Raw genomic sequence first — 13,677 nt, forward strand, 5'->3', positions numbered from 1 at the left:
TCTCTCCCAATCAAACCAGATGAATATCGAGCCCGGCCTTGGCACACCAGTCTTCGAAACGGCCAACGCGGGTCGTATCAACGCGCACCTGAACCGAAATGCCGTCGGCACCTTCGTTGCGTTTCAGAACCTCGCCCTGCTCATAAAGCCGCGCAAGCGATTTGCCGTCCGAATACGGCACACAAAGTTCAAACACCGGCATATCTTCGGTCAACCGGTCTTCAATCAGGCCCAGCAATGCGTCGCAATTGGTGCCTTTGATGGCTGAAATCGCGATCGTATTGTCATGGCGCGCAGAATATTCCGAAACGGCTTGCAGTTCTTCGCCTTTGAGCTGATCAATCTTGTTCAGCGCCTCGACAAGTTCCTCTCCGTCAATCGCCTTTTGAAGCCCAAGCTCCTTAAGAACCTCAAGCACATCAAGCTTTTGCTCTTCGGTTTCCAGTGAAGCCGCATCGCGGACATGAACAATCAGGTCGGCTTCAAGAACTTCTTCAAGCGTTGCACGGAACGCCGCGACAAGATCGTGCGGCAGATCGGACACAAAGCCCACGGTATCGGACAGAATAACCTTGCGACCACTTGGCAGGATCAAACCACGCATGGTTGGATCAAGCGTCGCAAACAGCATGTCCTCGGCAAAGACCTCGGACACGGTCAGCTGGTTAAACAGCGTCGATTTGCCGGCGTTGGTGTAACCGACAAGCGCCACAATCGGATATGGCACACGACGGCGTGCTTCGCGATGAAGTTCACGCGTCCGTTTGACTTCCTCAAGCTCACGACGGAGCTTGGCAAGCTTGTCACCGATCAAACGACGGTCGATCTCGATCTGACGTTCACCGGGACCGGCAAGGAAGCCACGCCCACCACGTTGACGTTCAAGGTGGGTCCAGGTCCGGACAAGGCGCGAGCGCTGATAGCTCAGCAGTGCCAGTTGAACCTGCAAACGACCTTCACGCGTCCGCGCGCGATCAGCAAAGATTTCAAGGATCAGGCCGGTCCGGTCAATGACCTTGCATTTCCACTCGCGCTCCAGGTTACGTTGCTGGATCGGAGAAAGCTGGCCGTTGATCATGACAATGTCGGCCTCATCGGCCTTGATCTGCAGACCAAGACGTTCGGTAACGCCTTTGCCAAACAGGGTTGAAGGCCGCAATTTCGCGATGGGCACAATTTCCGCGCCCACCACTTCAAAATCAAGTGCACCCGTAAGACTGACCGCTTCTTCGAGACGCGACGATGCGTCGCGCCAAGCACCGGTCTGGTCTGCGCGTTTTAGTTCCGGGTGGAAAACTAGGACCCGGGGAGCTTCTGGCGTATCGCCGCCCCCCGAAGTCAGAGATTCTTCAGCTATTTTCTTCTTCCGTCGCAGGCTGGCTCGGATCAAACAGTTTGATCGGCGTCGTCGGCATTACCGTCGAAATCGCATGTTTGTATACGAGCTGGGTATGAGCATCGCGCCGCAGCAAAACAGAGAAATTGTCAAACCAGGTGATAATGCCCTGCAATTTGACTCCGTTGACCAGAAACACGGTAACCGGCGTTTTGTTTTTACGGCAATAATTCAGGAAGACGTCCTGAACATTCTGTGATTTTTCCGCCATCGGTTAGACCTAGCCTTCTTTTATGAGCGTTTTTTTGGTTTCGGGCGGTCAAGGAAAATGTGGAACCGTCGACTTAAAGGTCTGTCACGATTCCGGCCCCATTTTTAATGACCTCTATGAACTATAAGACTTTCGAGAAGCCTTTTACAACCCCTACAAGCGCCCCGCAATCAGCGAAATGCCAATCAGGGCTAAGAGTCGCGGAATTCTGCGTATCGCCGTGACCGGTAATTTCATCACCAATCAGAATTGCAGTCGCCCCGACGTTGCGCGCGCACTGAATATCGACCACGCTGTCGCCAACAAACCACAGATTCTCATATTGCGGCGCCGAAGAGTCGCCCATTGCCATATGCACCGGATCGGGTGCCGGTTTGTCCTTGGCGGCATCGGTTGCACCGACAATCCTGCCAAAAAATGGTGTCCACCCAAGGTGATCGGCTTCCTTGCGCAAGAAATCCCCATTCTTGTTACTGACCACCCCGATATAGGTGCCGTTATCACGCAGTGCACATAACAGATCATGCGCCCCGGCCAGCGGCATCAGGGTTTCAAGGTGAATAGACTGAAAATGACCATAAAAGCTGTCTTTGGCCTGCTCCCAACGATCCTCACCAAACAAGATCGGAAAGCTGTCACGCATCGAGCGGGCAACACGCTGCTTGGTTTGTTCAAGTGTCCATGTCTCAAGACCGAAGTCGTCAAACGTCATGTTAAGCGCTGCCTGGATCGTCCCCCAGCTATCGACAAGGGTATTATCCCAGTCAAAAATGACGGCCTTTGGCGGATGGGGCAATTGATCAGACATTTGAACTTCCGGTGGCAGGATCGGGAATATATTGTATGAGGATTACGATAGCGGGTTGATTATCAGAAGTATTCCAGACGAACAGCGAACATCTTTTCGACCTTCTTGATCTGTTCCGACCCGGCAAATACGACAATCCGGTCGTTGGCCTCGATCACGGTGGCGGCGCGTGGCATCACTACTTCGCCATCGCGCAAAATGGCCCCAAACACCACGCTTGCCGGCATCGCGATATCCTTGATCGCCTTGCCAACGATTGGTGCAGTTTCAAGGGCTTCTGCCTCAAGAACCTCGCCAAAGCCCTCTGACAGGCTGTGCACGGCACGAATACGACCGCGGCGCACATGATGCAGGATGGTCGACACCGTCGTCATACGCGGGCTGATCACCACATCCACGCCAAGTTCGGAAACCAGCGAGTTATATGTGCTTTTGTTAATCAGTGTCAGCGCACGCGGGCAGCCATACCGCTTGGCCAGAAGTGATGCCAGAATGTTGGTTTCATCATCATTGGTCAGTGCAACAACTGCCTCGGCATTACCGACATTGGCTTCTTCAAGCAGTTCAGGATCAAGAACGTCCCCCCGCAGAACAACGCTTTTCTTTGGCAGTTTCTGCGCGACATAGCGCGCGCGTTCCGGATCGGCTTCGACCAGTCGGGTGGTCACACCCGGGAAATTCTTGTTGATTTCCTCGGCCAGGAACAATGCGATGTTCCCGCCGCCAAAAATCACGATACGGCGTGCTTCGGGGTCTTCATGACCAAAGGCCGACATTGCGCGATCCACCTGATCGCTTGATACGGCAAGATAAACAAGGTCGCCCGCCAGCATCTGATCGTCGCCCTTGGGATAGACCGCCTTGTCACCGCGGATCATGCCAAGGATCGAGATGTTGAGATCCGGGAAAAGCTGATGGAGCTGACGCAACGGCGTGTTGATCACCGGGCAATCGTCGCTACACCGGATGCCAAGGATTTTGACCTTGTCATCGGCAAACGGGATCATGTCGAACGCACCGGGTGCCTGAAGGCGGCGTGCAACTGCGCGCGCGACTTCCATCTCGGGCGAAATCACCACATCAATCGGAAGCTTTTCACGGCCAAACAGGCTGGCCCATTCTGGCTGCAAATACGTCTGGCTGCGGATACGGGCAATTTTGGTTGGCACGTTAAACAGCGAATGCGCCACCTGACAGGCTGTCATATTGACTTCATCGGCAAAGGTCACCGCGATCAGCATGTCAGCCTCTTCGGCACCGGCCTGCTGCAACACATCCGGGTGCGAGCCAAAACCAATGATACCCTTGACCTCAAGCGTATCGGAAATCTTGCGTACCAGTTCTTCGGACTGGTCGATCACGGTTACATCATTGTTTTCCGCAGCCAGATATTTGGCAATGTGGAACCCCACCTGCCCGGCGCCGCAAATGATGACCTTCATTTCGAATTCTCCCGTTCACAACAGTCCATGATGAGTTTGGGCTTACTGCCCGTTCACACCAAGGCTTTTCAGCTTGCGATGCAAGGCTGAGCGTTCCATGCCGACAAAGCTTGCCGTTTTGGAGATATTCCCGCCAAAACGGTCGATCTGTGTCTGGAGATATTCTTTTTCAAACATCTCACGCGCTTCGCGGAGCGGCAATGCCATGATTTCACTGGTTTTGTCAAAACTTAGCGACGTCGGCACGTCAGAAAACAGCTCTGATGGCAGCATTTTACCACTGATCAAATCTACCTTGTCGTCATCATCTGGCGCCATGATCATCAATCTTTCGATGACATTGCGCAACTGACGCACATTGCCCGGCCAATCATAGGCATGCAGGGTCGCCATTGCCTCGGGCGAGAGCTTGCGTTTCGGAAGACCGGTCGCATCGGCATAGCGATCAAGGAACATTTCCGCCAACATCGGAATATCTTCCCGACGCTGCTGCAAGGATGGCACTTCAAGTGGCACAACATTCAGCCGGTAATAAAGATCCTGCCGGAACTTCTGCTCGGCGATGCGTTGTTCAAGGTCGCGCGCAGTCGTTGCGATAACGCGCACATCAACATTGACCGGCACAGATCCGCCAACGCGCTCAAATGTTTGATCCTGCAAAACCCGGACAATCTTGCCCTGGGTTTCAAGCGGCATATCAGCCACTTCATCAAGCAGCAAGGTCCCGCCATGGGCAAGCTCAAGCACGCCGGTGCGGGCCTCACGATCCGACGTCGCAACCGCACCAAACAGCGATTCTTCCATGGTGTCAGGCGAAATATTGGCACAGTTCAGCACGACAAACGGCGCCTCGGCGCGGGCGGATTTCTGATGAATCAGGCGCGCGACAACTTCCTTGCCCGATCCGGCCGGGCCATGGATCAGTATGCGGCTGCCGGTACGGGCAACCCGTTCGGCCGACTGGCGCAAGTTATTCAAAACCGATGATTTACCAACAAGTTCGGTATCGCCGCCGGCCCGCAAGGTCAGTTCTCGGTTTTCACGACGTAGGCGTGCATCATCAATGGCGCGTTCGACCACCATTAAAAGGCGATCGGTGTTAAACGGCTTCTCGATAAAATCATATGCGCCGATGCGCGAGGCTTCGAGTGCCGTTTCAATATTGCCGTGACCGGAAATCATCACGACGGGGACTTCGCTGTGCTCGCGCTTGATCAGCTTAAGCGTCTCAATGCCGTCGTGATCGCTTTCATCCATCCAGATATCAAGCACCACAAGGCTCGGCCGGCGGGCGGCAACCTCTGACAGCGCGCCCTGGCTTGATCCTGCCTGACGGGTTGTATACCCCTCGTCCTCAAGGATGCCTGATATCAGAGCCCGGATATCTTCTTCATCGTCGACAATAAGAATGTCGTGCGCCATGTCGTGACCAAATCAATCTTTTTCTTGTTTCGATTTTGACAACTAAATCAATTGCCTGAGGAATGTGCGTCCGAAGCCACACTATCAATTTCGGCTTCTATAACCTTTGGGAAAGATAGCGTAATCGTAGCTCCGCTTTCAACGCCGTCGGAGAGTATAAGCTCTCCACCATGGTCTTCCATGATTTTCTTTACGATCGCCAATCCAAGCCCGGTTCCCTTTGATCGGGTGGTGACATAGGGCTCGGTCAGGCGTTCGCGATGCTCTGCCGGAAGACCTTTGCCGTTATCCGAAACGGCGACAAAAACACGCTGGTTATCGGGCGATACCGCCACCGAAATCTCGATCTTGCCGCGCGGCAATTCACCTTCTTCGGGCTTTTCACGACCTTGAATGGCCTCTGCTGCATTCTTTAACGTGTTGGTCAGGCATTGATTAACCTGATGTGCGTCACATGAAATCTGCAAATCCTCGATGCCACTGCGATCAAAATCATAGGTGATGTTGCTATGTGCCTGTTTCTGAAGGAAGACGGCACTTTTCACCAGCTCACCAATGTTTTCCAACCGCATCGTCGGGGTTGGCATGCGGGCAAAACTGGAAAACTCATCCACCATCCGCCCGATATCAGATACCTGTCGGATGATGGTGTCCGTGCAGGTCTGGAACACTTCCTGATCATCGGTAATTTGTTTGAGATAGCGCCGCTTGAGACGTTCTGCCGAAAGCTGGATCGGTGTCAGCGGGTTTTTGATTTCATGGGCAATGCGCCGTGCGACATCGGCCCAGGCCGCCATGCGCTGTGCTGTTTGAAGTTCGGTCACGTCATCAAAGGTAACGACATAGCCAAACACAGTTCCATCATCGGCCCATTCCGCGGTCACCCGCGCCATCAGTGTCACATTGACACCATCACGGCGAATTTCGATCTGCCGTGGCTTGCAGCGATCGCCATCACGACCGAAATCATCAAATAGCGGCAGGAATTCCGGAATAACGTCGGTCAGTTCCTGTGACAGATATTCTTCAAGATCAACACCAAGAAGATCCGAAGCACTGCGATTGGGAAGATCAATCTTGCGAGCCGGATCAAGGCCAATCACCCCTGCGGTCACACCGCCAAGAATGGCCTCGGTAAAGCGACGCCGTTCATCATTAAGCCGGTTGGCCGCAATCAGTTCATTGCGCTGGGTTTCAAGCTGGGCTGTCATCCGGTTAAACGCACGACTTAACGCTTCAAGCTCATCCCCCTGCCCGTCAAGCGGCACGCGGAAAGACAAATCCCCATCGCGCACGCGTTCCGCGCCAGTAATCAACTGCGACACAGGCTGCACCAAACGGGTTGCCACCATAAGCCCCAACGTCACAGCCGCCAAAAGCAGCACAACGGAGATCAGAACGAAGATCATGACAAAGGTAATCACAATCCCCGAACGTTCACCCTCAAGACTTTCATAGGCATCAACCGCACGCCGTGCCTTGTCGATGCGATCCAGAACGTTGGGGTCGACAAAACGACCGACCAGCAAGAAGGCATCAATAAAGCTTGGGATCTTGGCGATTGCGCGGATGCGATTATCGCTTGATCCGATCATCAGCACGACGTCTTTCTGACGTGCTTCGTCAAAGACTTCCGGTGGCACCGAAACCTGATTGGTATCGTAGGAAAAACTGTATTCGGATTGGGCGATAATCTGACCGGAACCGTCGACCATCATCACTTCCGGCAACCCGCGCGCCAGCGCTTGGTCGGTCAGAAAATTCGAAATGCGATCCGGACTGGTCGAAAAATTGACCCCGAAACGCTGCAATTCACTGGTGGTTGCCAGGGCATCCGCGCGGATCAGTTCCTGGTGTTCGCGCAAATAAGCATCGGCGATCACCATACTTTCTTCAACGGCGGTTCTGATACGGTCACTAAACCAGCCCTGAATACCGAAATGCAGGAAAAGTGCCGAGAATATTGCAACCACAATCGCCGGTGTCACCGCCACCAGCGAAAACATCAAAACCATACGGGTATGAAGCTTGGCCCCGGCAACGCCGCGCCGGCGTTCCACCCAGATCTGGACAAGCTTGCGCGCCACAAGCGTCGCCAAAAGCAACACCAACACGAGGTCGATGTTTAGCAGCAACAAAATAAGGCGCGGGTCAGGCCGGAATGGCGCCGTCCCCGTCATCGCCAGATAGGTCGCCGTTACCGAAACAAGGGCAGCCGTAACCAATCCGAACGCAAAACGCCGTGACTGTCCCAGCCGCCCCAGAAACCGTACAAAGCCCGACCGCAAGAACCGGTTGGAGATCGAACGGTCGGTATTATTCATTTCGTGCCCCTGACGACTTCAAGTCCAAGATCACGGATTTTCTTGCGCAACGTATTGCGGTTAAGGCCAAGAACCTCTGCAGCCTTGACCTGATTGCCCCGTGTTGCTTCCAGCGTCACATTCAAAAGCGGACGCTCCATTTCCCGCAAAATGCGATCATAAAGACCGTTCGCAGGCAGATCGTCATCATGGGCATCAAAATATTCGCGAACATGGCGTTCGATGGATTCTGAAAGCGACTGTGGTTCTGCAGTCGGTGCGGCTTCGCTGATATTGTTCTCGGAGAACTCGGTTTCGATGACATCGACACCGATGACATCATGCGAATAAAGTGCCGTCAGGCGACGCACCATGTTTTCAAGTTCGCGGATGTTCCCCGGCCAGCGGTGCGCTTTTAGGCGCGCCATCGCCTCGGACGACAGCGTCTTGCGCGGAAGACCTTCTTCGCTGGCCTGCATCAGGAAGTGATTGACCAGTTCCGGAATGTCTTCCAGCCGTTCACGCAGCGACGGCAGACGGATTGGCACGACATTCAGACGATAGAACAAATCTTCACGGAACGTGCCTTCGCGGATCAGCTTGCGCAAATCACGGTGCGTGGCCGCAACAATGCGTACATTGACCCGAATAGGCGTGCGCCCGCCAACGCGGGTGTACTCGCCTTCCTGCAATACGCGCAGCAAACGGGTCTGGGCTTCAAGCGGCATATCGCCGATTTCATCAAGAAACAGCGTACCGCCCTCGGCCTGTTCAAACCGGCCGACCTTGCGTTCGTTTGCACCGGTGAAGGCGCCTTTTTCGTGGCCGAACAGCTCGCTTTCGATCAGTTCGCGCGGGATGGCGGCCATGTTGATGGCAACAAACGGACCATGACGGCGTCCGCCATATTCATGCAGTGCGCGCGCAACCAGTTCCTTACCGGTACCGCTTTCGCCGGTCACCATCACGGTCAGGTCGGTATTCATCAAACGCGCCAGCGCACGATAAATTTCCTGCATCGCCGGTGAACGGCCGATCAGTGGCAGGCGATCATCGCCCTCCTCATCCTCGGACTTCCCGGTTTCATTTGCCTGCGGCGTCTCAAGTGCGCGATCAACAATCCCCATCAACTCATTAAGATCAAACGGTTTTGGAAGATATTCGAACGCACCGCGCTGGGCGGCCTTCACCGCCGTCATCAGCGTATTCTGAGCACTCATGACAATAACGCGAAGGTCCGGGCGCAGCTTGCGAATGCGCGGCACCATATCCAACCCGTTCTCGTCAGGCATCATCACATCGGTAATCACCAGATCGCCATCCCCATCGGCGATCCAGTCCCAAAGTGTGCGGCCATGGCCAGTACTGCGGACTTCGTGTCCCTGACGCGACAATGCCTGCGTCAGAACAGTGCGAATGGCCCGATCATCGTCGGCAACCAGAATTCTCGCAGGGCTCGTACTCATGCGGTTTCTTCCCTGTTATTGATTATGATCGGATCAGCGGCCCCCTCGGCCAATGCCCGATTGTAAATTGGCAGCATGATTTGAAACTCTGCACCTCCCCCGGGTACATCTTTCACTTCAATCACACCGCCATGGTCATTGATAATTTTCGCAACCAGCGCAAGGCCAAGTCCCGATCCGGTCGGTTTTGTCGTCACAAACGGGTCAAACAGGCTTTCACGCATGTCTTGCGGAATACCAGGTCCATTATCGCGCACCGATACCACCAGCGGCAGGTGAACACGCGCGTCACCGCCAGCCACGGCAAGGCGGATACCATGCTGATAGCGGGTCGAAATGGTAATAACACCATCCTTCGGATCGACTGCCTCACCGGCATTCTTGATCAGGTTCAAGAACACCTGAACAAGCTGATCACGATTGCCAAATACCGGCGGCAAGGATGGATCGTAAATTTCTTCGAATGTCAGGTTCTTGGCAAAGCCGTTTTCCGCCAGACGACGCACATGCTCGAGAACCGTATGGATATTGACAGCCCCGCGCTCCAGCGGCTTGTCAGAGAAAATCTCCATTCGATCAACAAGTTCGACAATGCGGTCGGCTTCATCACAAATAAGCCGTGTCAGCACGCGATCATCTTCGTTGCTGGTTTGCTCAAGCAACTGCGCGGCACCACGAATACCCGAAAGCGGGTTTTTGATTTCATGCGCCAGAATGGCCGCCATGGCACTGACAGAACGTGCTGAATTTCGGCTCAGCAACTGGTTGTCGATCTTTTGCGCGATCGACCGCGGCTCAAAGGTCAGAACCGCACAATCGCTGTCATCGGGCATTGAGCCAACCGTAAGGTTGACCGTGTGCTTGCCGATTTTGGGGCTTTCGATCAGAAGATTATGATCGGCAACCAAAGTTGCCTCATCAACGGCCTGTCTGATCAGGGAAAAAACAGGGCTGTCCTGCGGAATGAAATCCGTCAGGTCACTGCGGCACAGCACGGCGGCACTGGTGTTAAACAGTTGCTCGGTGGCCTGATTGACAAACTTGATTTTGCCATCCCGGTTGGCCACGACAACAGCACTCGCAATCGCGTTCAGAACGCCGGTCGGGTCGACCCCATTGCCTTTTCCAAATCCCAGTCTCATGCATATCTTCCCCGACAACAGTTTTTGACCGTCGCCATATTATTGTTATGAGGTAATCAGGCGGCTGCCTGATCCAGTTTGATTTCGTTTTCGATCAACGGTTCGTAGAATGACCGGATTTGATTTTTGACTTCGGCTGGGTCATCCAACACATTGACAATGCGACGAAATTCCGTCGCATTTCTCAGGCTGTTGCAATACCACGCCAGATGCTTGCGGGCGATGCGCACACCCTGACGGCCATGATGATCAATCATCGCATCATAGTGACGCAGGATGGTCTGGAGCTGAATTTCAAGTGTTGGCGCCGGAAGCTTTTTCCCCGTCGCAAGATAGTGCGAAACCTGTGCAAGGAACCACGGACGCCCCTGTGCCCCACGACCGATCATGACCCCGTCGGCGCCGGATCGCTCAAGCAGTTCCTTGGCGTCTTCTTCGCTGTTTACATCGCCGTTGCCAAGAACCGGAATTGAAACTGCGTCTTTGACCAATGCAATCGCATCCCAGTCGGCATCGCCCTTATAGAACTGGCAGCGCGTGCGTCCATGAATGGTCAGCATCGCAATCCCCAGATCCTCGGCGATACGAGCAAGCTTCGGGGCATTACGGTTATCATCATCCCAGCCAAGACGCATTTTCAACGTCACCGGAACCGACACCGCATCCACCGTCGCCTTGATAATATCGGCGGCCAGCTTTTCATCACACATGAGTGCCGAGCCGGCATAGCCCTTGGTCACCTTCTTGGCCGGGCACCCCATATTGATATCGATGATCATGGCCCCGCGGGCTTCGTTCATCTTGGCCGCTTCGGCCATTTCGTCGGGTTCGGTGCCGGCAAGCTGGACCGAAAGCGGGCTTTCAGCAGCACAATCGCCATGCATTTTACGGACTTCTTTTTCATGCCGCTGGATGCGGGTCATCGCATCCGACGCAATCATTTCGGACACAACAAGATGTCCGCCAAACTGGCGGACCTGTTGCCGAAACGGAAGGTCAGTCACACCTGACATCGGTGCCAGCACAACATTCTCTGGCACATGTACAGAACCGATCTGCAATGACATGAAGGAATTCCAATTGCCTAAAACTTGGGCAGATTAATAAAACTGGCCACGACATGCAACAACTCTCAGCCTGTTGTTGCAATTATCGTTGTTTCAAACCTGAAAATTCTAGGAAAATCCGACGAAAGTTCAACATTGCCGGGACTAACCATCCGATCAGGAATGCGTGCCCATGCCTGAATAATGACTAGCAATTATGCATACATCAAACCGATGATCGTAAAAATTGAGCAAGACACAATCTGGCAGGGCTATATGGTCGCCCTGCTTTCGGGTTAGCCGATGATATAGCCGGTTACCAACCGAACGCCCGGAAACGCCAAGGTCAGAAGCAACCAGGCGCCAAGAACAAAGCGTACAGCCATGCGCCCGCGCAAGGTGGAACGTTCATGGATAAAGATCAGCAAACAAATGGTCGCAAAACCCAGCAAGGTCAACAGCATCTTGTGGTCGATTTCCCACAGGTTCTGACCTTCAACATACCGAAGCGCAAAGCCCGAAATGATCCCGATGATGAGGATCCAGGCCGACCATTTCAAAAACCCGACCAACATGTATTCACTGTCGCGCAACGGTGGCAGACGGCGGCTCCAGCGGGTCGGCTTGCGTTTTTTCAGGGCGTATTCCTGAACGACATAAGCCATCGCCGCAATCGCAGCCAAAGTCACAAGCGCATAGGTGATCAATGAACTGCCGATATGCGCCCAAAGCCAACCGGAATAAAGTGCCGGCCCATCGACGGTTTCAGCAACGTTGTTACCAAATACGCGGAAGACCGCCGCCAAAACCGCGAAAAGAAGCAGATAACCGCCGATATAGCCAGCCAATCGCCAGACCTGATGCGGGCCTTTGCAAATCACCAGACCACCAAAGATCAGGATCACGGTTAGTTCCGACCAGTGCAGGGCCGCGGCAAAGCCACGGGACTGAACTTCCTCGCCGGTAACGCCCAGCAACACCATCGTGCCGACAGCCGCCAGACAAATGGATGCATAAAGCCAGATATCGCGCCGCGGTTCGGGGCGCATGATCTGTCCGGTCAGGGGCAACAGGGCAAGGATATGGATATATGCTGCAAGCATCTTGAAACCCGTTTCAGTCTCCGGGATCAATCGCGACCCCGATATTGCATTTGCCGACTTGGCAAAACCTCCGCAGAAAGATAGCCTGCGGCGCACTCACGACAAGCCATGGCTTTATGTTTATGACCCAAAAAACAGGCGTTGTCATCGTCGCTGCCGGCAGCGGTAGCAGATTTGGCGACCCGATACCAAAACAATATCACATGCTTGGCGGCAAAAGCATTCTTGCACATTGCATCGAATGCTTTGCACGACATACCGATCCCGACCTTATTCAGGTGGTCTATAATCCCGCCCATCAGGACTGGTATGAAAGCGCAACAGCGACCTTGGATAAAACCGGATCTCTCCCTGCGCCGGTGCCAGGTGGTGACACCCGGCAGCAATCGGTTCTGAACGGATTGCGCGCCCTTGAGGCCAAGGGACCGGATATCGTTCTAATTCACGACGCAGCACGCCCGGGGATATCCGATGACGTGATTGATCGGGTTATGACAGCACTTCGGACCCATCCGGGGGCGATACCCACCCTGCCCGTGGCGGATACCATCAAGCAGACAAATCGGGATGGCGTCATAACCAAAACGATTGCACGCGAAACCCTACAACGTGCGCAGACCCCACAGGGGTTTGATTTCAAAACGATTTTCGATGCGCATCAGAAATTCGAAGGCCAGGAATTTACCGACGATGCAGCCCTGCTTGAGGCCACCGGGCTTGATGTGATCTGTGTTGCCGGGACCACAAACAATGACAAGATCACCCACCGGGATGATTTTGGCAGGGCACAAAGCTGGGCAAATACGACAGACAAGGAAACAGCGCACATGTCGCAAGAAGAATATCGGGCTGGCACCGGATTTGACGTTCACCGCTTCGCACCGGGGGATCATTGCATCCTTTGCGGAATAAAAGTCCCGCACAGCGCGCGCCTTGAAGGCCATTCCGATGCCGATGTCGGCCTGCACACCCTGACCGATGCGATTTTGGGCGCGATTGGTGCAGGCGACATTGGCCAACACTTCCCACCAAGCGATATGCAATGGAAAGGGGCTGCGTCTGACATCTTCCTCAGACACGCGGCCGACCTTGTGCGCAAGCGTGGCGGGCGGATTGTGAATGTCGATGTTACGCTCATCTGTGAACGTCCGAAAATCGGGCCTCACACCCAGGCAATGCGCCAGAAAGTCGCGGAAATTCTCGGGATTGATGTGGAACGCGTCAACGTCAAGGCCACCACCACCGAACGACTTGGCTTTACCGGGCGCGAAGAAGGCATTGCCGCACAGGCGACCGTCAGTGTTGCCCTTCCGATCAAATAATCAACCGCGAAAACCA

The 13,677-nt window shown here is 54.2% G+C and carries 11 protein-coding genes; 1 reads left to right on the plus strand and 10 read right to left on the minus strand.

Annotated features, from left to right (window positions below):
* Window positions 1-10: 10 nt before the first annotated feature.
* The 10 genes from hflX to ccsA all read right to left on the minus strand — a co-directional run bounded on the left by hflX (window position 11) and on the right by ccsA (window position 12,339).
* A complete protein-coding gene (hflX, locus tag DY252_RS12605) occupies window positions 11-1,342 on the minus strand; it encodes a GTPase HflX (protein ID WP_064789280.1) in 1,332 nt (443 codons plus the stop codon).
* 7 nt (window positions 1,343-1,349) lie between these two features.
* Window positions 1,350-1,607 carry an RNA chaperone Hfq gene (gene hfq / locus DY252_RS12610; protein WP_008891082.1) on the minus strand — a complete coding sequence of 86 codons (258 nt, stop codon included), beginning with the start codon at window positions 1,605-1,607 and terminating at the stop codon, window positions 1,350-1,352.
* A 121-nt stretch (window positions 1,608-1,728) separates the two neighbouring features.
* Complete coding sequence (locus DY252_RS12615; RefSeq protein ID WP_064789174.1) at window positions 1,729-2,415, minus strand: HAD family hydrolase; 687 nt, start codon at window positions 2,413-2,415, stop codon at window positions 1,729-1,731.
* Between the two features lie 62 nt (window positions 2,416-2,477).
* Window positions 2,478-3,857, minus strand: coding sequence for a Trk system potassium transporter TrkA (trkA, locus tag DY252_RS12620; protein ID WP_008891084.1), 1,380 nt, complete (start codon window positions 3,855-3,857; stop codon window positions 2,478-2,480).
* A gap of 42 nt (window positions 3,858-3,899) precedes the next feature.
* The gene (gene ntrX / locus DY252_RS12625) at window positions 3,900-5,279 is read right to left on the minus strand and encodes a nitrogen assimilation response regulator NtrX (RefSeq protein ID WP_008891085.1); all 1,380 of its coding nucleotides are present in this window, start codon (window positions 5,277-5,279) and stop codon (window positions 3,900-3,902) included.
* A 47-nt stretch (window positions 5,280-5,326) separates the two neighbouring features.
* Window positions 5,327-7,603: a sensor histidine kinase NtrY-like gene (locus DY252_RS12630; RefSeq protein ID WP_064789173.1), complete on the minus strand. Its 2,277-nt coding sequence runs from the start codon at window positions 7,601-7,603 to the stop codon at window positions 5,327-5,329.
* Window positions 7,600-9,048, minus strand: coding sequence for a nitrogen regulation protein NR(I) (gene ntrC / locus DY252_RS12635; RefSeq protein ID WP_008891087.1), 1,449 nt, complete (start codon window positions 9,046-9,048; stop codon window positions 7,600-7,602). The genes DY252_RS12630 and ntrC overlap by 4 nt, the downstream gene beginning before the upstream one ends.
* A complete protein-coding gene (locus DY252_RS12640; protein WP_008891088.1) occupies window positions 9,045-10,190 on the minus strand; it encodes a two-component system sensor histidine kinase NtrB in 1,146 nt (381 codons plus the stop codon). The genes ntrC and DY252_RS12640 overlap by 4 nt, the downstream gene beginning before the upstream one ends.
* A gap of 56 nt (window positions 10,191-10,246) precedes the next feature.
* Window positions 10,247-11,257: a tRNA dihydrouridine synthase DusB gene (gene dusB, locus DY252_RS12645; RefSeq protein ID WP_064789172.1), complete on the minus strand. Its 1,011-nt coding sequence runs from the start codon at window positions 11,255-11,257 to the stop codon at window positions 10,247-10,249.
* 275 nt (window positions 11,258-11,532) lie between these two features.
* Entirely contained in the window at window positions 11,533-12,339 is an 807-nt protein-coding gene (ccsA, locus tag DY252_RS12650) for a cytochrome c biogenesis protein CcsA (RefSeq protein ID WP_064789279.1), read from the minus strand.
* 116 nt (window positions 12,340-12,455) lie between these two features.
* Here ccsA and DY252_RS12655 point away from each other — a divergent pair, with 116 nt between their 5' ends.
* Window positions 12,456-13,661 carry a bifunctional 2-C-methyl-D-erythritol 4-phosphate cytidylyltransferase/2-C-methyl-D-erythritol 2,4-cyclodiphosphate synthase gene (locus DY252_RS12655; protein ID WP_064789171.1) on the plus strand — a complete coding sequence of 402 codons (1,206 nt, stop codon included), beginning with the start codon at window positions 12,456-12,458 and terminating at the stop codon, window positions 13,659-13,661.
* The last annotated feature ends 16 nt before the right edge of the window (window positions 13,662-13,677 follow it).

Origin of the sequence: Thalassospira indica, assembly GCF_003403095.1 — a bacterium.
In the GTDB taxonomy this organism is placed as follows: domain Bacteria; phylum Pseudomonadota; class Alphaproteobacteria; order Rhodospirillales; family Thalassospiraceae; genus Thalassospira; species Thalassospira indica.

What these genes read in the sequence shown, in the direction of transcription:
- DY252_RS12655 (WP_064789171.1), top strand. Translation starts at nt 12,456, where the DNA reads ATGTTTATGACCCAAAAAACAGGCGTTGTCATCGTCGCTGCCGGCAGC.
- DY252_RS12630 (WP_064789173.1), bottom strand. Translation starts at nt 7,603, where the DNA reads ATGAATAATACCGACCGTTCGATCTCCAACCGGTTCTTGCGGTCGGGC.
- ntrX (WP_008891085.1), bottom strand. Translation starts at nt 5,279, where the DNA reads ATGGCGCACGACATTCTTATTGTCGACGATGAAGAAGATATCCGGGCT.
- DY252_RS12615 (WP_064789174.1), bottom strand. Translation starts at nt 2,415, where the DNA reads ATGTCTGATCAATTGCCCCATCCGCCAAAGGCCGTCATTTTTGACTGG.
- trkA (WP_008891084.1), bottom strand. Translation starts at nt 3,857, where the DNA reads ATGAAGGTCATCATTTGCGGCGCCGGGCAGGTGGGGTTCCACATTGCC.
- dusB (WP_064789172.1), bottom strand. Translation starts at nt 11,257, where the DNA reads ATGTCATTGCAGATCGGTTCTGTACATGTGCCAGAGAATGTTGTGCTG.
- DY252_RS12640 (WP_008891088.1), bottom strand. Translation starts at nt 10,190, where the DNA reads ATGAGACTGGGATTTGGAAAAGGCAATGGGGTCGACCCGACCGGCGTT.
- ccsA (WP_064789279.1), bottom strand. Translation starts at nt 12,339, where the DNA reads ATGCTTGCAGCATATATCCATATCCTTGCCCTGTTGCCCCTGACCGGA.
- hfq (WP_008891082.1), bottom strand. Translation starts at nt 1,607, where the DNA reads ATGGCGGAAAAATCACAGAATGTTCAGGACGTCTTCCTGAATTATTGC.
- ntrC (WP_008891087.1), bottom strand. Translation starts at nt 9,048, where the DNA reads ATGAGTACGAGCCCTGCGAGAATTCTGGTTGCCGACGATGATCGGGCC.